This window comes from Haladaptatus marinus (assembly GCF_051194195.1).
Window position 1 is genome coordinate 439,048 of the sequence record NZ_JBLZNK010000003.1, and the last position, 18,905, is coordinate 457,952.

Here is an 18,905-nt window from a genome sequence, read left to right on the forward strand (position 1 = left end):
CCATACCAACATTCGAACACGGCCCCACCATCCATGAACGACGACGCCATATCCACGCTTCGAACCGACCCGACGATGGCGACCCTGCTCGACAGACACGACCCGTATACGGAACGAGACTGGAGTGAATACGAGCGACTCTGTATCTCCATCATCAACCAACAACTCTCGACGGCGAGTGCGAAGGCCGTCAAAGAACGGGTGTTCGACCTGCTCGACCACGAGGTGACGCCCGAAACCGTGCTAGAGGCGAGCGAGGAAAAACTGCGAGATGCGGGCCTCTCGCGTACCAAGGTGGATTACGTCAAGAACGCGGCCCTCGCCTTCCAGCGCAACGATTACACGAAATCCAGCTTGGCAGACTGTTCGGACGACGAAGTCATTTCCCGACTCACCGAAATCAAGGGTGTCGGTGATTGGACCGCCCGGATGTACCTGCTGTTCGTCCTCGAACGGGAGGACGTGCTTCCCCTCGGTGACCTCGCGGTTCGACGCGGTATCGAACAAGTATACAACGACGGCGAGGAACTGACCCGCGCCGAAATGCGCGAAATCGCGGAGGCGTGGCGGCCGTATCGCTCGGTGGCAACCCGCTACATCTGGGCGGAGTACGAGTCCGGCTGAGTTCGAACGATCAGCGATTCCCGTCTGCGAGTTTTCGCGCCGCTGGAAGCCCACGAAGGCGGAGCATTGCCCACGTCCCGACAGCGGGTCCGATTGCGAGCGGAGCGAACGCCCACTGCCAACCCACGCTGTCGGCGACCACCGGAATCGACTGAATCGAAACGGTGGTGAGCAGAAACCCGATCGAAGTTTGAAGGGTCAGCGCGGTTCCGACGTAGCTCGGTTCGGCCAACTCCGTGACACAGGTCGAAAATTGGGCCGAGTCCGCGACGATGGCGAACCCCCACACGAGAAGGAATGGAACCATCACGAGCAGGGACGAACCGAACACCACGCCCGCCGAAACGCAGGCGATACCGCTGACGACCATGCTCGCACTCGTCACCGTCGTGCGCCCGAGCCGGTCGGCGAGGAGGCCCGCCACCATCGCCCCGGCACCGCCGATTGCGATGGTGCAGAACGCGAGTATCGATGTGAGTTCGGACGGTACCGTGGTTCCTGTCGTCGTGAAACTGACCAGGAGATACGTCGGAATCCACGTCCAGACGGCATACAGCTCCCACATGTGGCCGAAGTAGCCGCCGTTCGCCAACAGTGTCGGCCGGTCTTCGAGGATGCGACGGACGGCATTCGGGTCGAAGGGTGCGGTCGGCGATTGATACGGGCCGTTCTCGACGGCCAGCACCGACAGTCCACCGAGAACGGCGAGTCCCGCCGATCCGTACAGAACGACCCTCGGCTGCCCGACGCCACCGACGGCACGAAGCAGGTGTGGAAGCGCCGAGCCGACGGTTAACGCGCCGACGAGGACACCGATCGCGAATCCTCGATTCGTTCGAAACCACCCGGACATCAGTTTCATCCCTGGCGGGTAGACACCCGCCAGTGCGACACCGGTCAGAAACCGAAGGGCGATTGCCGGAATCGGCGTGGTGACGAATCCGGCGATGATGGCAGTCGTCAGGGCGCCAACCATCGCCGACCCGGCAATGAGATAGCGTGATTGGACGATATCCGGAAGCGTGAGCACCGCGGAAAGCAGCGCCCCCACGACGAACCCTAACTGCACCGCAATCGTCAGCCACGCCGTTTCGCTCGACGTGAGATTCCATGCCGCCGCCAATTCCGGTGCTGATGCCGTCGCGCTGAACCAGAGCGACATTGCCAACAGTTCAGCGACTGCGATAACGAGGAGTGCGCGCCATTTCCGTGTCGGTGAAGGGTATGGCTCCGTCGCTTCGTCCGTATTCTGAATACTCATCTCGTCCCGTGCGCGTATTTCGTACGTTTCGTGACGGAATAAGCCTCACTTCGAATCGAACTGGAGCAGAATTCAGTTCACGACAATCAATTTTTCTTCCGTCGTGACGACGGACGAGCGCCCCAGTCACTACCACTCTCTTCGAAAACAGTAGAGCGAACTATGGGTTGACGGTACCAACGACACCTATGCTCAGTCGTCTCGATTCGAACCTGTGGATTCACGAGGAACCACTGCGGTTTTTCGGACTCGAAATCGGGCGCATCATGACCGTCGTTCGGCTTTCGAGTGGCGGCTTGTTCGTCCAGTCACCGGCCCGTCTCACTCCGGAACTGAAGGAAACACTGGACGATCTCGGCGGCGTCAGATTCGTCGTACCCGCCAGCAAACTCCACGGTCACCTGCATATGGAGCAGTACCGCGAAGCGTATCCGGATGCCGAACTGCTCGCGGCACCCGGTCTGGCATCCCGCCGAACCGACCTCACGTTCGACGCACTTCTCGGGAGCGTCCCCGACCCACGCTGGAGTGCCGACATCGATCAAATCGCAATCATGGGACATCGCTGGCTCACGGAAATCGCGTTCTTTCATCGACCGAGTCGAACGCTCATCGTCGGCGATGTCGGCTATCACGTCACGCCTGAGGAACCGCTTTCGCTCCGACTCCTCGGGCGCGTGGCGGGCGTGTACGACCGAGTCGGCCCACCCATCGATTTTCGACTCACGGTGGCAAACGAAGCGACGCTTCGCCGGTCGATTCGGAACGTCCTCGGTTGGAATTTCGACCGCGTGATTCCGGGCCACGGAAGCGTGCTCGAATCGGGTGGCAGAGAGGCGGTGCTGGACGGGTTCGACTGGCTTCTCTGACAAAAATTCGAAATCGACTGCGGGTTGCGATCAGGTTTCGATTTCGGTATCGACTGCGGCGCGGGTGTCGAGGTGACCCTCACCGCTGTAACTTGACTGCCCAACGTCCTCGGCGGTCGCTTCGAGGTGATTACGGATTTGTGCGGGCGTGGCGTCTGGATTGACGCTCTTGACGAGCGCAGCGGTCGCCGCGACCTGCGGGGCCGCCATGCTCGTGCCAGCTTTCCAGCCGTAGGCCGGAACCATTTCACTGTCGCCCCATTCGAACACAGTGCTGAGCACGAGATCGTACTGCCAGTTCTCGTCGTCGGAAGCGTTCTGGTCGTAGTTGCCGCCGGGGGCACTGATGTCGATAGCTTCGGATCCGTAGTTGGTGTACGGCGCGGGCGTCGTCGTCGGTTGGTCAATGTGGTTGAACGCCGCGTGGTTGTTCCGGATGAACTTGCCGTTGCCCGGGTCGTTCCAACGGTAGCCAATCGGCCCACTCGCGCTGATGCTCATGACGTTGTCCGCCTCGTTCGGGAGGCTGACCACGTCGCCATCTGCGTCGAGGTTCACTCCGTCGTTACCCGCCGCCGCAACAATGAGCGTTTCCTGTTCGTTCGCGTAGCTCGATGCACGCTCGATGGACTCCTGAAGCAGTGCAGTGTCGGCGTTGTTCGGAAGCGGGTACGCGCCCAAACTCATATTGGCCACGTCGGATTCGATGTCCGCGCTGAACACCATCGCCGCAATGATGTCGCCGAACGTTGCGAACGGCCCGGTAAACACCCGAAGGGCGACCAAGTCGGTTCCCGGCGCAGTTCCCACGATGCCGGCTCCGTTCGTGTCGTCCCCCGCGATGATGCCGGAGACGTGCGTGCCGTGGTCGCTGATAATCGGGGTGTAGTCCCCACCGTCACCCGTGAAATTTTGGGAAAGCTCGGTGTTGAGCACGCCCTGCAGATCCGGATGCGTCTCCAGCGCGCCGGAGTCGATCACCGAAACACGGGTGCCCTCGCCGCGCGTCGTGCCGTGAACGCCGGAAATTCCCTGCGCCTGCTTGTTCCATTGCAGTTGCGAGAGTTTGTGCGGGCCGGGTTCGTCGCCGTTACCGTTGTTTTCGACTTCGGCTTGGTTGAGTTCCATCTCGACGTCTTTGGAGTAGCGCGTGCCACTCACCTGATTCTCCTCGCCTTCGACCACTGCGATATTGATTTGGTCGAGTCGGTGGACGATGGTGAGTCCGGAAAGCGCGTCGTCCGATGCACCGTCGAGGTCGATAATATATCTGTTTTCTGACGCACCCGCCGATACAGTCGGCGTGGTCAGCGCCGATCCACTGAAAGCGACTCCCGCACTCTTTAAAAATGAGCGTCTCGTTGGTTTTTCGACATCCAAGCAGATATTTAATTATATTGTTTTCGGTAACGAATACAACTTTTGGTTCCATATAAATATACGGTACTGGCCAATCGAAGAACATCGTGTATCTCTTCGGGAATCTCCCGGAGTTTACACCGAATATTCTGCGTTGAGAAATGCGTCGAGCAGACTCCTGAGAACCGTTTCGTCAGTAACTACGATCCAGGCGAAAGGGATTACGGCTGTCGTTCGATATCGCTAGCGAGGTCGAGATATCGGTCTATCGGTGCATCCGTGTCGGGACACCGAACCTCGTCACCGTTCCGTTCGACGACACCAACCGCTTCCATCTTCGGCACGTGTTTGTGCTGTAGTTCGGTCAGGATATGGTCTTTGGTGCCCACGCCGACGTTCGAATCCCAGTCCGCGATTCGACTGGCGAGTTCTTCCATCGTGATGGCGTCGTTTTGTTTTCGAAGATAGTACAACGCATAGCGACGGCGATGGCTGGAAAGGACTTCCATCAGGGCATCAAGGTCGTCTGACCCTTTGCCGTTCGATTCCGAATCCATTTCCGGCAAGTCTGGCGAGTCAGAACTCATCGTCTGTGCAGTAGACACATACCACAAAAAGAACAACGCCTAAGTGCTTAGGCACTCGCCGAGGAGCGAGCTAGAACCCTTTTCCGAGTAGTTCGCGTGCGATGATGTTTTTCTGGATTTCGGTCGTTCCCTCGTAAATCTGCGTAATTTTCGCATCGCGGTAGAACCGTTCGGCATCGAAGTCGTTGACGTAGCCCGACCCGCCGTGAATCTGCACCGCTTCGTCGGCACATTCGACTGCGGTACGGGAGGCGAACTCCTTGGCCATCGACGCGAGTTGCGTGAGTTGACCGTCCTCGTTCGCTACGCTCCACGCGGATTTGTACGTGAGGTTGCGAGCAGCCTCGGTCTTCGTGTGCATGTCGGCGAGTTTGTGCTGAATCGCCTGGAAGTCGCTGATGGAGCGACCGAACTGTTCGCGTTCCTGGGCGTATTCCAGCGCCTGCTCGCAGGCTCCTTTGGCGATGCCGACGCCCTGTGCAGCGACCGCAGTTCGGGTTTCGTCGAAGAACTGCATGAGTTGGAGGAATCCCATTCCGCGCGTTCCGACGAGGTTCTCCTCGGGAACGCGCAAATCGTCGAAGATGAGTTCGGCGGTGTCGGACGCACGGATGCCGAGTTTTCCGGTAATCTTGTCGGCTTCGAAGCCGTCGCGGTCGGATTCCACGATGATTTGGGAGAAGCCAGCGTAGCGGTCTTCCGCCTCGGGGTCGGTTTTACACATCACGACGAAGTAGTCGCCGATGGAACCGTTCGTAATCCACATCTTGTTGCCGTTGAGAACCCACTCGTCGCCGTCCTTTTCGGCCGTCGTGGAGACGGACGAAACGTCTGAACCGGTGTCTGGTTCGCTGATGGCGGCACCCATGACGGCTTCACCTTCCGCGACCGGCGTGAGGAACTTCTCTTTCTGTTCTTCCGTTCCGAACTCACGGATAGCGTCCCCACCGAACGCGGCGCTCGTGATACAGAGGCCGATACCGGGGTCGACGGCGAACAGTTCCTCGACGATGATGGCGACTTCGAGCGGCGAGTAGCCCGCGCCACCGTACTCGATGGGGATGTTGGCACCGGTTAGCCCCATCTCGGCGGCTTTATCGATGATTTCCCACGGGTACTCCTCTTTCTGGTCGTACTCTTTCGCGATCGGTTCGATTTCATTCTCCGCGAATTTGCGCACTTCGTCACGAATCGCCTGCTGTTCTTTTGTCAGTTCGAAGTCCATGCCAACGAGTTACGGGGCCACGGATAAATCGTTTTGTAACCGGATATAAACTCATGATAAGTTTATTAGTTCAGAGAGAGAAACGTTGAAACACCCTCATGTTGAGGGTGTTTGTATGGAGCTCAAAGATATCAACACCATCACGGTTCTCGGTGCCGGGAACATGGGTCACGGAATCGCAGAAGTCGCCGCACTCGCAGGGTACGATGTCCACCTGCGCGACATCAAAGAGGAGTTCGTCCAGAACGGCTACGACCAAATCGAGTGGAGCCTCGGCAAACTCGCCGAGAAAGACCAACTCACCGAGGCCGAAGCCGACGCCGCGCTCGACCGCGTGACGCCGATCGTGGACTTCGAGGAGGCCGTCTCGGACGCCGACTTCGTCATCGAGGCGGTTCCGGAGAAGATGGACATCAAAAAGGACGTGTACTCGGAGCTGGAAGAGTACGCACCCGACCGCGCTATCTTCGCCACGAATACGTCCAGTCTCTCGATTACCGAACTCTCCGAGGTGACGAACCGTCCCGAGCAGTTCTGTGGCATGCACTTTTTCAACCCACCAGTCCGGATGCAGTTGGTAGAAGTCATCACGGGCGCGTACACGAACGAAAACGTCCTTGACCTGACCGAGGAGTTGGCCGAGGAGATGGGCAAAACGCCGGTCCGAGTCCGCAAGGACAGTCCCGGTTTCATCGTCAACCGCGTGCTCGTTCCGCTGATGAACGAAGCGGCGTGGATGGTCGAATCCGGCGATGCGACCGTCGAGGAAGTCGACAGCGCCACGAAGTTCGACATCGGCCTGCCGATGGGGAGCTTCGAACTCGCGGATCAAGTCGGAATCGACGTAGGCTATCACGTCCTCGAATACATGCACGAAGTGCTCGGCGACGCGTACGAGCCGTGCCCACTGCTCGCCGAAAAAGTCGAAGAAGGGAACCTCGGCAAGAAGACCGGCAAAGGATTCTACGACTACGAAGACGGCGGCGTGAACGTTCCGACCGACGCCGGAAGCGAGGCGGCCGTCCATCGTCTCCAGGCCGTGATGGCCAACGAGGTGGCGAAACTCGTCGGCAACGAAGTCGCCCCCGCGGACGAAATCGACGAGGCGGTCATGCTCGGTGCTGGCTTCCCCGAAGGTCCCGCACGGATGGCGGACGACGCCGGACTGGACACCCTGCTCGAAACCTTAGAAGACCTCCACGACGAGACGGGTGCGGAACGTTACAAACCAGCGGACTACCTCGAAGAACGCACAGACGTTGGATTCTACGAGGGGAGCGGCGAGGGCGACGTCGAGTTCGAAACCGTTCGCATCGAGAAACCGGGCGACATGGTGGGTAACATCGTCATCGACCGCCCGCACCGGATGAACACCATCAGCGCGCAACTGCTGGACGAACTCTCGCTCGCAATCGACCAAGTCGTCGAGGACGACGACGTCCGTGCCATCCTCATCACCGGCGAGGGTGACAAGGCGTTCTCCGCCGGGGCAGACGTACAGAGTATGGCCGCGGGCGGCGGCGATGCGATACAGGCCATCGAACTCTCGCGCAAAGGACAAGAGACGTTCGGCAAACTCGAATCCTGCCCGATGCCGGTCGTCGCCGGAATCGACGGCTACTGTCTCGGCGGCGGAATGGAACTGGCCACCTGCGCCGACCTCCGAATCGCGAGCGAGCGGTCGGAACTCGGTCAACCGGAACACAACCTCGGACTCCTGCCCGGCTGGGGTGGCACGCAGCGCCTCCAGCACATCGTCGGCGAGGGGCGCGCGAAGGAAATCATCTTCACCGCAGACCGCTACGACCCCGAGACGATGGCGGATTACGGTTTCGTAAACGACGTCGTCCCGAACGACGAGTTCGAGGACGAGGCCTTCGAACTCGCCAGCAGTCTCGCCGGTGGCCCGCCAATCGCACAGGAGTACACGAAACGTGCCATGCTCAAAGGGTGGGAGGACACGGAAGCAGGGCTCGACATCGAAGCGCAGTCGTTCGGTCTTCTGATGAACACGGACGACTTGATGGAGGGAATTACGGCCTTCATGGGCAAACGCGACCCTGAATTCGAAGGGAAGTAAGTTCCTTCCACCCATCAGGGATGACACCGAGTACCGTGAGAAATCCGCCCGCTGTCGGTGGATAACGCAAGGCTTAAACTAGTACGGCAGAAAGCAATGAGTGCGCGGGAAGCGCAACACGCTCGGTTGGTGTAGTCCGGCCAATCATCTTGGCCTTTCGAGCCGAGGACAGGGGTTCAAATCCCCTACCGAGCACTTTTACGACGAACAATTCGGGGAGCGATTGGTTTCGCCTGATTATTCTTCGTTTCGTTTCGGTTACGACGGTTACTCCGTTCCTGAACGGCACAAACGGTAGTCCCAGTTAATGAACGTCGTCGTTGCCTCTCCGGCAGTGATGAACCGAATTGCCACACTCCTCCTCGTGCTCGCAGTCGTGGGAGTGGTTCTTTCAGGCACGGTCTCGGCAGAGGAAACCGACAGGCGAGGACAGTACGCGGAGGCGAATCTGAGCCATTTCAAACTCGACTCCCAGTTCAACGCGACCAGTCAGGACGCCGTCGGGGAGGTCAGTGACGGGTCACTTCCACTCCCACCGGTCGTTTCGATCGAAAATCCGACCGATACCGTTACGGCGTTCGGCGTGTCCTGCAGTCACGTAATCACCACGGACGCGGGCGATATCTGAACGATGAAAACGCAGTTCCCGCGCATTATCGTCACTATCGGTAAAATAGCTACAAATCCATAACCCCGTCTATTTTAAACTCAAATTCAATGACCGACGACGAAGAGATTTTGGGAACGACGAAAATCGCACAACGCTGGCGAATCAGCCTCATCAAAGACGTCCGCGAAGTGTTCGAAGAGCAGGGTACCGAACTCGAAGAGGGGGACAGAGTCGTGTTCGTCGAACGCGATGGCGACATCGTCATCGAACCAACAAAATAACTCACCGGAATTGCACCAAAATGTCATTCAGTTGCTAGCAATCGTCAACTACTGAAAGCATCGAAAAATGGACAAAGACGGCCGAAAGACGATGGATCGATTTCGACAGTTCAGTTCGTCTAGTGGATATCTTTATTGTTCTGGAATGCTTCCATTTGATATTGTCTGACGATAGCTCCTTTACGAGGGAGAACGAAAGAAAGCTTAGCGAACGATGTCATGAAGTCCGCCGCTGATTCAACCCCGTCCCCCGGGAACGTCCTCCTCTTTAGCTCCGCCATCGATGATGCGAACGACACCGAGTGTGCTCCGCGACTATCAGCCTTCGGCCCGAAAGCGAGCAACGTGTTGTTCCGGTCCTACGAGCAGTCACCGGAAGAACTGCTCAGACAGTGGAACTCACGAGTCGGAACCGAACCGGCAGAGTTCGGAATCATCGCCGTCGGGAAGCATAGTTCATCGCTGCCAACTGAGAACCCCCATTCCGAAAAGATCGTCTCGATAGCCAACCCGGAGTGTCTCGGACGACTCCAAACCGCGGTCTACCTCTTTCTCGACCAGTGGTCGGTAAACGACCATCAGGCGGTGCTCTGTTTCGACTCGATTACCGCGATGCTCCGCTACGTCGACCGAACGACGGCCTTTCGGTTTTTCCACTCGCTAACCGACTCCCTTCGGCGACTCGACGTGACTGCGCATTTCCACATGAACCCCGAAGTACACGACGAGGAGACGATTGCTATTTTCCGTCCGCTGTTCGATACGGTCGGCGGCGGCCCGCCGAAAACTGAAGAGGAAGCGATTTTACCAGACGTTCTCTCGATTCTCTTCGACTCCCCCACGGCGGCGGTACGTCTGCCGGTACCTCGCCGAAGTAGCAAATCACGCAGACGTATCGGCTATCGCAAATCGAATCGCCGAATGGGAGTCCAAGGGAACGCCCAGCAACGAAACACGGGAACGAGTTCACATCACGCTCCAGCACGTCCATCTCCCGAAACTGGTCGAATCGGGTGTCATCGAATTCGACGGTGAAACGGTCATTTCGGCCGACGACACCACCAACCTGGAGCGATACGACCGGACCGCCGACAAGGATGATTCGGTTTCCCGAGCGGAACCGACCATCTCGGACGCGAAGGGTCTCCCAACGACGAACCGCCCAAAAGACGAATCGAACGAAGCCTACTGGACGGTGTACGGCACTGCACGGGATTCGGTCGTGGTGATGCTCGCTCGGGCACTCGGTACCGTGTTGGATACGCATCCGACGAAGCTTCGACCCGCCCTCTACGATGTCGTGGATATCGATGCGCTTCAACGGTTGACCGAACGCGAAGAAACGTCCGTTTATGCGACGTTCAACTATGAAGAGTACGAAGTGGTCGTCGACGGTGGTGAGATTCGACTGTACGAATCGAGGTGAACCTTCAGGCGAGCCACTCGGCCGGTTTTGTGTTGTAATCGACCTCCGTTGCCCTGATATCCTCAACTTCGCTCCACGGAAGGTCGTGGATTTCGAACTCCTCCCCGTCGTAGCGCAGGAGCTTTCCTTTCTCTTCGGGTTCCGGTTCGCGGTCACGACGCCGAGCGATTTCGGCGTCTCGCTCATCGACTTCTTTGACGATGGTTTTTAGGTTTACCGGACGACCCCACAGGTCGTAGATACGCTCCAACGTTCGGGTCGCCTGCCCGATGTCGAGCATGACGCCGTTGTAGTGGTGGCCCAATAGGAGTTCGTTGCGATTTTCGTAGTTGCCGTCGTAGACCGCGATGGTCGGCTTGCCGAAGTTGGTGAACTGAAGCATCAACTTCTTTTTCACGTCCTCGTACTGCGTGCTCGTCACGCGGTAATCGCCGGTCGTCTGGCTGAACTCGTAGGTGAAGTAGTTGTTGTCGGTGACGAACTCCTTCGTCAAGAACCCGTCCAAGAACGTCACGTCGTTGTGGCTCGCCCTGACTTCGTACATCCGGTTCCAGCCCACGGCGAAATCAACGTCCGCCATGGCCTCCGCAACGCTCTCGTACCGTTCGTCATCCAACAAATAGCGGGCGTACTGCTCTAAGGTTGCCTGTCCAATGGATTCCAAGAACCCGCGGTTCTGGAGTTTGTTGAGCGAGAAATGACGCTCGGCCAATCCGTCGTAGGAGAGCACCTTCCACGGATGACGGTCAACGTCGATTTCGCCCGCCTTTGCTCGCTCCAACCCTTCGGGGTCAATTTTGTCGTCGTCAAGCGATTCGAGGTCGGCAAGCGTCTCGGAGTTTATCGCTTCGAGTGCCGGGTGGGGTTTGATACGTTCGTTCACTTCGTCGAAATCGACCACATCGTGGAAGTTCCGCCACGTGATGCCTTTCACACGCAGGAGCTTTCGGACGACTTCACGCCGATTTTCGGTGTTCTCGATATACTCCCACAACTGCTTGCCGAGTTTGTACGGGTTGAGACCGGGCGACCCGAGGACGCGCGCTTGGTGATCCGCGTATTCGATGAATTCGTCCGTCCCCGCGAAGGACTCATCGCCCATCATCAGAGATTCCCAGTAGGCGGCCCAGCCTTCGTTCATTACCTTCGTCGTCTTCTGGGCCGCGAAGTAGTACGACTCGGTTCGAAGCATCTCCAAGATTTCTTTCTGCCAGTCCTCCATCTCGACGGCTTTGCCTTCCTCCGGGTCGTAGGCCCGCCCGTGGTCACGGAGGAACGCGAGCAAGTCCTTTTCGGGCTCTTCGAGCTTTCCGGCGCGTTTCTCGCGCTGTGCTTCCAACCATTCCTCGTCGAACACCTCATCGCGCACCTCGTCGCTGAGATTCATCTCGGCGAGTTGGTCGCCGATTTCGTCCGTCTCGTGTTCGTCCTCCTCTCGAACCCGATGTTGATTTTTGAACGCCTGGTGCTGGTCGATGTTGTCCTGCAAACAGAGCACGTTGTCGATCCACTTTTCGACCGCTTCCCGGTCGATTTCCGGGTCGGCCATGATGGAGCGAACGCGGTTCGCGTGACGTTCGAGGAGCGCCGCCGCATCGAGTTCGTCGGCGAACATCCGATACCAACGGTTGTTAGCGAAGAAATCCGAGTGGGCTTCGACGTGAGTGATGACCGCCTTCTGGTCGGCGATGCTGTTCGACTCCTGCAAGAAGGCGTGTGCCGGGTCGTCGTTGATGACGATTTCGAACGCCTTGCCGCCCGCGTACTGGCCCTGTTTCTGCTGGCGGTCGTACTTCATCCCCCATCGCCAGTGTGGGTATCGCTCTTGGAACCCGTCGTAGGCGATGAGTTCGTTCATCTCGTCGTAATCGATGATCCAGTACTTCACCGGGTACGGGTCGAGGCCGAGTTTCTTCGCGAGCTTGCGCGCTTCCACAACCGGCTCTCGCACTCGTTCGGCCTCGCGTTTGGTTTCGATTCGTTCGTTCATTCTGCCTCCGTGCTCAGGATTTCGTAAATCGCCTTGGTCACGTCCTCCGGCCCGTTGACGTAACTGACCGCGACGTTGTCCGCCTCAGCGAAGTGGCGTTCGACCTCTTCTGCGTGCGTCGCATTGATGGCCTTGCCTTCCGGTTGCGTCTCCACGTAGGCGTGGAGGTTCGCCGGAATCTTTTCCATCATCGGGACGACGTTCTCCTCGGTGTCGTTCCGACTGTTCTCGCTGTCACCCGCGGCGAACACGTACCGGTTCCAGTCCCCCCACGGGAACTCCTCTTCGAGAATTGCCGCGGCGAGTTCGTAGGCCGACGAGATTTTCGTCCCGCCGCCCGACCGAATACCGAAGAACTCGCTTCGTTCGACCCGCCACGCCTCCGCGTCGTGGGCGATGTAGACGAATTCGGCGTTGTCGTACTTACCCGTGAGATACCAGTCCAGCGGTGTGAACGTGCGCTCGACCAGTTCGCGCTTTTTCTCCCGCATCGACCCGGACACGTCGCGGATGTTGACGACGACGACGTTCTTTTCCCGCTCTTCGATAATTTCGGGGTAGCGGTAGCGTTCGTCCTCCCGTCGGAACGGGACGTGACGGATGCCCTCTTCCCGAATCTTCTGGGCCGTACTCATCGGCGTCACCCGATTTTCCATCTCTTCGATGCTCTCCCATTTGTTTCGCTCGTCCACGGAGAGTGCATCGTAGTTCTCTTCGACCCAGCGTTTCGAGACGGTGAGGTTGTTTTTGCGCGCCCACCGGAACACTTCGTCAGGCCCCCAGCCTTCGACGCCCATCGCCTCGCGGACGTAGTTGGGGTCGAAATCCATCGCCAGTTTGCGCTTCAGACCCTCCTTGAACATACGTTCGAAGTCGAGCGTGCTGTCGGGGCCGGTTTTGGTCACGTCGGTGAAATCGCCCTCGGTTTCCTCGATGACTTCCTTTCCCTTCGGTTCGAGTTCGAGGCCGAGTTCGTCGTCCAACTCCTGGGCGAACTCCTCGGGATCCATCTCGTAGTAGTCGTGCTCATCCGACTCGTCGCCGGGGTCGCCCTCCTCGCCATCGTCACCGGGTTGTGGCTGTGGTTGGCCGACCGGGTCACCCACGTCGGGGTTCCCCTGTCCGACGCCGCCTCTGTCACGACGGTCGTAGCGGAACTCCGGCAGATCGACGATTTTGATGGGAATGTGAATCTCGTCGGGGAGACTCTGTCCGAGGTCACCGTACTGGATGAACTCCGCGAGGTCTTCCCGGCGTTCCTCGCCGACTTCACGGTACCGTTCGAGGTCGTCTCTCAGTCCCATTTGTAACTCACCTGATTCATGACGTGTTGGCTGGTCAGTTCAGCCGACGCCGCCGAGTAGCCGAACAGTTCCTGGAGATTCCGAATCGTCTCCGCCTTCACTTCGGCCGTCTCGGTGTTCGTCGGTGGATTCTCCCATTGGCTTGGGTTGAAATCCTCGTACACCCGTCGCACGTCGTCCCAGTCGTTGTTCGCGAGCACGGTTTTGATGATCGGCACCTCTTTCGGGTCGATATCGCTCACTTCGAACTCGTCGTTTCGACTCTCCCACGCGTGACGATTCAGCGCAGTGATGACCTTGTTCCGGCGGAACTCCGCCACCGCAGGGCCGGGTTCGTGATTCACTTCGTACGCATCCGTCCCGAATCGGCCGAGGTGTTCGGTTTCGAACACCTTCATCTTGAGCGCGTCCGGTTCGACGGTCTCACCGCGAGCGTTCACCACTTCCTCGCCGGTCGCCCACGCGTAGACGTTTTCGATGTACTCGGCGACCGTCTCCTCGTCCACCCGACGGTCGCGCATGATGGCGTCCAATACGTCGCTCTCCTGTTGCTGGAAGATGTAGTTTTTCACGGGGACGAGGCGGTTTTCGTACTCGGTGCGCTCGGCCGTCGAGAACACCGGCGCATCACCGATTCCCTCGGCCATCGCGTTCAGGATGTCCCGCGGCATGATGACCTGTTCGACGGGATACTCGGTGTGGTGGCGGTCGCGGACTTCGTTGAGCAGTCCGGCGATAACGTCCCGCGTGTACGTGACGGGAATGCCGCCGGATCCGTCGGCCGCGTCGTCATCGAAGTCGAAGTCGTCCTTGTCGATTCGCTCGTCGCCGTCCAGTAGGTAGCCCCGGTCGTACAGCACGGCCTTATCCACGAGGTCAAGTCCGGCAGGCAGGTCGCTCCCGTCGAGGCGCGATACGACGCTGTAGAGCGCCGCAGCCTCGATGGCGTGCGGTGAGAGTTCGCGCTCCGCGACGGTGTCACCGTCACGAACGTGAATCGAAATCGGTTCTCGAATCCACGCTTCGAGTTCGTCGTAGGTGTCGGCCTGCCACACAGGCGTTTCGTTCGTGAGCTCGCGCCGGATGAGTTCAGCTTCCAAACTGAGGTTCGTCAGGTAGCCGAACTCCCGCCGGTCGAGTCGGCGTTTGAGTGCGCGGAGGGGGTCGGCCCCACCTGCGTCGGCGTGCTGGTTCAACTGGGCTTCGAGATCCGGATTCGAGATGATGACCAACTGCGTGTCGATGTCCATCTGGATGCCTTTGTCCAACTTCACCGACTTCTCGTCCGGCACGTTGAGCAGTTTCTGGAGCAGGTCGGCGTGCTGGGCCGCATCCTCCACGATGGTCAGCAGGCCGTTGCCCTGCGAAAGGACACCGTCGTAACTGAACGCCTGCGGGTTCTTGCGCCCGCGGGAATCCAGTTCCTGCAACATGCCCTGCATCCAACTGCCGACGAGGCGTTGTTTCGGCCGACCGCTGTCCTCCGAGTGAAGGACGCCGATGCCGTCGCCGATGTCCACGACGTAGTTTTTCACCCGGAGATGTGCCGGGTCGGTAATCGCCGAGAACAGCTCTTCTTCCCCGTTGCGACGATACTGCTCCTCCAGATAATCGTACGCTTCCCGGCTGAACGGGTCGAGTTTCCCCTCCACGAGCACGTCGATGTGGTCGTTGAGGCTGCCGTTCAACTGTTCGAGCAGTTCCTCGCGTACCGCTGGCGGAAAGACGAGCAGTGGGTGCGATTGGACGGGACTTGCGTACCAGTTCTCCTCGCTCGTCGCGGTCACGTCATCACCGTAGCTCAACCCGGGTGACTCGGTCGCAGTGGCGATGTTCCACTCGATGGTATACCGTCTGCCTTCCGGCGTCTTCGAGTATTCGCGCAGGCCGTTGACCAGACAGCGTTTGAGTTCGGATTTACCGGTCGCGGTCGGCCCGGCGAACCAGATTATCTTCTCCTCCTTCCCGCGGCGGGCGGCAATCGACCGCAGGTCGTCCACGAAGGCGTTCAGCACCTCGGTGTTGCCGAGGATGGCGTGTTCGCCGTCGTTGTGCGGGTCGTCGAAGAACCGGTAGCGCTCCTTCTCGTCGCCCTCCTCGATGACCGTCCGGGTGCCCATCGATTCGATGGCTTCCAAGAGGTACTTGCTCGCATGCGAGGCGATCGTGGGGTTTTCGAATGCCGAATCCACGTACTCCGCGAGGCTCATCGGCTCCTCGTAGGTCTCCCGGAGTTCGAGGTCGGCGTCGGTGATGTAGTCGCTTCCTTCGGACACTGGTTACTCCTCCATTTCGGCACGGGCGACTTCCGCCCCGGCGAATTCGAGCACCTCCTTCGCGCCCTCACGCGAGTAGCCCTGTTCCATCAGCGCATCCACCCATGCGTTCTGTTCGTCGTTGTCCATCTCGTTGGCCGACACCAACGCCGAGAAGTTGATGTTGTGTTTCTTGTCTTCCCAGAGTTTTCGCTCCAAGGCTCGGCGCAGGCGTTCGTTGTCCTGCGGGTTGAACGGTGACCCTTCGCGGGCCCGCCGTGACACCCAGTTCGACACTTCCTGTCGGAAGTCGTCCTTGCGGTCACGAGGCACTTCCAACTTCTCCTCAACCGCACGGAGGAAACTCTCGTCGGGTTCCTGCTCGCGGCCCGTCAGTTCGTCCTCCACGGTGGCGTTGTCGATATACGCCATGACGTGGTCCATGTACTTCTCGCCCTGTCGCTGGATTTCGTCGATGTCGTAGGCGAGCGCATGGCGCACGTCCTCGATGGCACGTTCGCGGTACTCGCCGCGAACCGATTCGAGGTAGCGGTAGTACGTCTCGAAGTTCTCCTCTGGAATCGAACCGTGGTTCTCCAGGTTCTCCTCGAAGTGGTTGAACACCGACAACGGACTCAGGAAGCCACGACTGCGGTGGGTGGAGTTCATGATGGCCTCGGCGATTTCGTCGCCGATGAACCGGGCCGACACGCCCTCCATGCCCTCGCCGATGTCGGCTTTCTCTTCGGCCTCTTCACGGAGCTTTTTCACGTCGATGTCGTCGCTGTCCTCGGTTTCGCCGTTGTAGGCTTTCGCCTTCTGGAGCAGGTCAACCATCTCGGTGTCGGGTTCCTCGATGCGCGTCAGCACGCCGAAGAGTCCCGCCATTTCGAGGGTGTGCGGTTCGATGTGCACGTCCGGAACGTCGGCGTTCCGGAGCATCTTCCGGTAGATGTCGGCTTCGGACACGTATTCGAGAACATACGGGAAGTCGATGCGTTTTGTCCGGTCGTTGAACGCCTCCATCTTCTCGTCGCCCTTCTTGTCCCGGTATTCGGGCATGTTCGTCCGGCCGACAATGACTTGGTCGATGTCGATACGCGGGTTGTTCTTCGGCTTGATGGTTTGTTCCTGCGTCGCGTGCAGGAAGTCGTAGAGGAACTCCCGCTGGAGTTTTAGGAGTTCCTCGCCGCTGAAGATACCCCGATTTGCGTTACAGAACGCTCCGGAGTAATCGAACGCCCGCGGGTCGCTCTCGCCGTAAATGGCGATTTTCGAATAGTTAACGTCGCCGGTGAGTTCGGTTTCGTCCTGATTTTTCTTGTCTTTCGGCTCGAACGTCTCGACCGCTTGTCGCTTGTTCTCGTCGGCGACGAGACGGATGATTTCGATGTGGTTTTCTAGCACCTGCTTGATGTCGTCGTCGTAGTACGCGAGCAGTTCGTCCATGTAGAACTCGCTCGCCGGGTCTAGCGACTGTTCGTTTTTGATGGTGTACGGCGCGTCCAACACCTCGTTGATGTCGTCGATGACCGTCTGGCGCTGTTCGTACGGAAGCAAGACGAGCGGGTCTTGGTTCATCGGCGAGCGAACCACATCGTCCGCCGGGTCTTGGTCGGCGATAACGTCACAGAGGTTCGTCCACCGGAAGGTGTACATCCTCCCCTCGTCGCGGAGCGTGTAATCCTCGAAGTACTTGCGAACCTGTCGGTCGAAATCGGATTTACCCGACCCGACCGGACCCAATAATAGTTTGATCCGTTTTTCCGGACCCAGTCCGCGGGCACCGCTTTTTACCTTGTTCACGAACTCGTGCATCGCGCGGTGAATCTCGCGTCCGTAAAACGTGTTCTCCCCGTCGTGCAGGGGGTCTTCGGACGCGAGTCGGTACTCGACGACACCGGAGTCTTCGTCGTACTCCGTGCCGTAGTAATCGAACATGTCGGCGACGCGCTGGTGGGCGTTTCGAGCGACTTTCGGATGCTCGTACACCTCTTGTAGGTACCAGTCGAACGATTTTGTTTCACGGAGGTCTTCCGGCATCGATTCCTGGTAACTTCGACTGAGGTCGTCCAGCGTTTCCATGTCACCTTTCATTGTATCACGCATTGTTTGGGGCTATGAGATGGACCGGGGAAGTGAGAGAAACCGACCGGGCGGCCCGATACCGGCGGGAAATACGTAGTCGGCACACACTCACAAAGTAGTGTCGGTCGGAACACCGGGATGGCTCTCACAGGGGGCGAACCGGGCGGCGACGAGCGCGCCCATAGAGACTCCTGCCTCTGTCGGGAATTCATGTGCGTGCCATCCACCACCTCAGGAACCAGTCGGCATCTTCCATCGCATCTCATCGATGAGGTGTGTGATTCGAGACCATGCATCGTGTGGGCAACTACCACCCGATACTGTTTAATAGATAGGACGAGAGAATATATAACTGTTGCCCACGGGCAAGATTCTTTTGATTTGGATTAATGAGTAAAACCGGCCGAAGTTACGTCCTATGGCGTCTGAAAACCCAAAATTCTGCATTTGACAAGAACTCTATTTTTATCTCTTTTAAATACGCTAGTGAATATCTCGGACTGAGAAGCCTTACCCACGTCCATCACCAACCGTCGGATATGTCGCTCGAAACCCTGCCGGAGTCGTGGGTCGTCTGGAACGATGAACCTAACGGTCGGTGTATTCTGGCGTATCGTCCGGACGTATTCGACACGAAGCAGTTTCCGCCGGAGTGTCTTCCCACACTCTACGTCACGCAGGGAACGCCGAATCGACCCGCGCAAGAGCGTCGGGCGACCGATTCATGGTATCTCAAATTCTACCTCGAACCGGACGTGACGCTCCCAAAAACTCCTCGATTTTCGACCCGCGAGGAGGCCCTCTCCGCCGCGGTCGAACTCGCCGAGAAATTCGACCGCGGCGAACTCGACTATCGGGATTCCTATCAGATTCCGCGCGAGGAGTACCTCGACAAACTGGACGAGTTGACGGGACGAGAGGCTTAACCGACCCCCTACCCTACGCT

At 58.6% G+C, this 18,905-nt stretch carries 15 protein-coding genes, 1 tRNA gene and 2 pseudogenes; 10 read left to right on the plus strand and 8 right to left on the minus strand.

Annotated features, from left to right (window positions below; all coding sequences use genetic code 11):
* Window positions 1-33 precede the first annotated feature (33 nt).
* The gene (locus tag ACN2TU_RS08070) at window positions 34-624 is read left to right on the plus strand and encodes a DNA-3-methyladenine glycosylase family protein (RefSeq protein WP_435154519.1); all 591 of its coding nucleotides are present in this window, start codon (window positions 34-36) and stop codon (window positions 622-624) included.
* Window positions 625-634: 10 nt separating this feature from the next.
* On the opposite strand, the gene ACN2TU_RS08075 is transcribed toward ACN2TU_RS08070, so the two are convergent.
* Window positions 635-1,885, minus strand: coding sequence for an MFS transporter (locus tag ACN2TU_RS08075; RefSeq protein WP_435154521.1), 1,251 nt, complete (start codon window positions 1,883-1,885; stop codon window positions 635-637).
* A gap of 188 nt (window positions 1,886-2,073) precedes the next feature.
* Here ACN2TU_RS08075 and ACN2TU_RS08080 point away from each other — a divergent pair, with 188 nt between their 5' ends.
* Window positions 2,074-2,754 carry a DUF4336 domain-containing protein gene (locus ACN2TU_RS08080; protein WP_435154522.1) on the plus strand — a complete coding sequence of 227 codons (681 nt, stop codon included), beginning with the start codon at window positions 2,074-2,076 and terminating at the stop codon, window positions 2,752-2,754.
* Window positions 2,755-2,784: 30 nt separating this feature from the next.
* Here ACN2TU_RS08080 and ACN2TU_RS08085 read toward each other — a convergent pair whose 3' ends face one another.
* The 3 genes from ACN2TU_RS08085 to ACN2TU_RS08095 form a co-directional block, all read right to left on the minus strand.
* Window positions 2,785-4,134 carry a S8 family peptidase gene (locus ACN2TU_RS08085; RefSeq protein WP_435154523.1) on the minus strand — a complete coding sequence of 450 codons (1,350 nt, stop codon included), beginning with the start codon at window positions 4,132-4,134 and terminating at the stop codon, window positions 2,785-2,787.
* A gap of 200 nt (window positions 4,135-4,334) precedes the next feature.
* Window positions 4,335-4,700 carry a DUF7344 domain-containing protein gene (locus ACN2TU_RS08090; protein ID WP_435154524.1) on the minus strand — a complete coding sequence of 122 codons (366 nt, stop codon included), beginning with the start codon at window positions 4,698-4,700 and terminating at the stop codon, window positions 4,335-4,337.
* A 70-nt stretch (window positions 4,701-4,770) separates the two neighbouring features.
* On the minus strand, window positions 4,771-5,925 hold the full coding sequence (locus ACN2TU_RS08095) for an acyl-CoA dehydrogenase family protein (RefSeq protein ID WP_435154526.1): 1,155 nt from the start codon (window positions 5,923-5,925) through the stop codon (window positions 4,771-4,773).
* 115 nt (window positions 5,926-6,040) lie between these two features.
* Between ACN2TU_RS08095 and ACN2TU_RS08100 the strand changes: the two genes are divergently transcribed.
* The 7 genes and pseudogenes from ACN2TU_RS08100 to ACN2TU_RS08130 all read left to right on the plus strand — a co-directional run bounded on the left by ACN2TU_RS08100 (window position 6,041) and on the right by ACN2TU_RS08130 (window position 10,322).
* A complete protein-coding gene (locus ACN2TU_RS08100) occupies window positions 6,041-8,005 on the plus strand; it encodes a 3-hydroxyacyl-CoA dehydrogenase/enoyl-CoA hydratase family protein (protein ID WP_435154528.1) in 1,965 nt (654 codons plus the stop codon).
* A gap of 120 nt (window positions 8,006-8,125) precedes the next feature.
* Window positions 8,126-8,200 (plus strand) — tRNA-Glu (locus tag ACN2TU_RS08105).
* A 112-nt stretch (window positions 8,201-8,312) separates the two neighbouring features.
* Window positions 8,313-8,633, plus strand: coding sequence for a hypothetical protein (locus tag ACN2TU_RS08110; protein WP_435154530.1), 321 nt, complete (start codon window positions 8,313-8,315; stop codon window positions 8,631-8,633).
* Window positions 8,634-8,722: 89 nt separating this feature from the next.
* Window positions 8,723-8,896: a hypothetical protein gene (locus ACN2TU_RS08115; RefSeq protein ID WP_435154532.1), complete on the plus strand. Its 174-nt coding sequence runs from the start codon at window positions 8,723-8,725 to the stop codon at window positions 8,894-8,896.
* 219 nt (window positions 8,897-9,115) lie between these two features.
* Window positions 9,116-9,604 (plus strand): annotated as a pseudogene (locus ACN2TU_RS08120) (DUF7504 family protein); the annotation flags it as partial.
* Between the two features lie 28 nt (window positions 9,605-9,632).
* Window positions 9,633-9,875, plus strand: a pseudogene (locus ACN2TU_RS08125) (DUF7344 domain-containing protein); the annotation flags it as partial.
* Window positions 9,876-10,091: 216 nt separating this feature from the next.
* On the plus strand, window positions 10,092-10,322 hold the full coding sequence (locus tag ACN2TU_RS08130; RefSeq protein ID WP_435156155.1) for a HalOD1 output domain-containing protein: 231 nt from the start codon (window positions 10,092-10,094) through the stop codon (window positions 10,320-10,322).
* A 4-nt stretch (window positions 10,323-10,326) separates the two neighbouring features.
* On the opposite strand, the gene ACN2TU_RS08135 is transcribed toward ACN2TU_RS08130, so the two are convergent.
* From ACN2TU_RS08135 to ACN2TU_RS08150, 4 genes are read right to left on the minus strand one after another with little or no spacing between them, the layout of a single operon-like run.
* Entirely contained in the window at window positions 10,327-12,312 is a 1,986-nt protein-coding gene (locus ACN2TU_RS08135; protein ID WP_435154533.1) for a SpoVR family protein, read from the minus strand.
* On the minus strand, window positions 12,309-13,616 hold the full coding sequence (locus ACN2TU_RS08140) for a YeaH/YhbH family protein (protein ID WP_435154535.1): 1,308 nt from the start codon (window positions 13,614-13,616) through the stop codon (window positions 12,309-12,311). The genes ACN2TU_RS08135 and ACN2TU_RS08140 overlap by 4 nt, the downstream gene beginning before the upstream one ends.
* Window positions 13,607-15,892, minus strand: a complete 2,286-nt coding sequence (locus ACN2TU_RS08145; protein WP_435154536.1) for a PrkA family serine protein kinase — start codon at window positions 15,890-15,892, stop codon at window positions 13,607-13,609. The genes ACN2TU_RS08140 and ACN2TU_RS08145 overlap by 10 nt, the downstream gene beginning before the upstream one ends.
* A 3-nt stretch (window positions 15,893-15,895) precedes the next feature.
* Complete coding sequence (locus ACN2TU_RS08150; RefSeq protein ID WP_435154538.1) at window positions 15,896-17,968, minus strand: PrkA family serine protein kinase; 2,073 nt, start codon at window positions 17,966-17,968, stop codon at window positions 15,896-15,898.
* 530 nt (window positions 17,969-18,498) lie between these two features.
* On the opposite strand from ACN2TU_RS08150, the gene ACN2TU_RS08155 reads away from it, so the two are divergent.
* Entirely contained in the window at window positions 18,499-18,885 is a 387-nt protein-coding gene (locus ACN2TU_RS08155; RefSeq protein WP_435154540.1) for a DUF5820 family protein, read from the plus strand.
* Window positions 18,886-18,905: the final 20 nt, after the last annotated feature.

What these genes read in the sequence shown, in the direction of transcription:
- ACN2TU_RS08070 (WP_435154519.1), top strand. Translation starts at nt 34, where the DNA reads ATGAACGACGACGCCATATCCACGCTTCGAACCGACCCGACGATGGCG.
- ACN2TU_RS08075 (WP_435154521.1), bottom strand. Translation starts at nt 1,885, where the DNA reads ATGAGTATTCAGAATACGGACGAAGCGACGGAGCCATACCCTTCACCG.
- ACN2TU_RS08080 (WP_435154522.1), top strand. Translation starts at nt 2,074, where the DNA reads ATGCTCAGTCGTCTCGATTCGAACCTGTGGATTCACGAGGAACCACTG.
- ACN2TU_RS08090 (WP_435154524.1), bottom strand. Translation starts at nt 4,700, where the DNA reads ATGAGTTCTGACTCGCCAGACTTGCCGGAAATGGATTCGGAATCGAAC.
- ACN2TU_RS08095 (WP_435154526.1), bottom strand. Translation starts at nt 5,925, where the DNA reads ATGGACTTCGAACTGACAAAAGAACAGCAGGCGATTCGTGACGAAGTG.
- ACN2TU_RS08100 (WP_435154528.1), top strand. Translation starts at nt 6,041, where the DNA reads ATGGAGCTCAAAGATATCAACACCATCACGGTTCTCGGTGCCGGGAAC.
- ACN2TU_RS08110 (WP_435154530.1), top strand. Translation starts at nt 8,313, where the DNA reads ATGAACGTCGTCGTTGCCTCTCCGGCAGTGATGAACCGAATTGCCACA.
- ACN2TU_RS08115 (WP_435154532.1), top strand. Translation starts at nt 8,723, where the DNA reads ATGACCGACGACGAAGAGATTTTGGGAACGACGAAAATCGCACAACGC.
- ACN2TU_RS08135 (WP_435154533.1), bottom strand. Translation starts at nt 12,312, where the DNA reads ATGAACGAACGAATCGAAACCAAACGCGAGGCCGAACGAGTGCGAGAG.
- ACN2TU_RS08140 (WP_435154535.1), bottom strand. Translation starts at nt 13,616, where the DNA reads ATGGGACTGAGAGACGACCTCGAACGGTACCGTGAAGTCGGCGAGGAA.
- ACN2TU_RS08150 (WP_435154538.1), bottom strand. Translation starts at nt 17,968, where the DNA reads ATGAAAGGTGACATGGAAACGCTGGACGACCTCAGTCGAAGTTACCAG.
- ACN2TU_RS08155 (WP_435154540.1), top strand. Translation starts at nt 18,499, where the DNA reads ATGTCGCTCGAAACCCTGCCGGAGTCGTGGGTCGTCTGGAACGATGAA.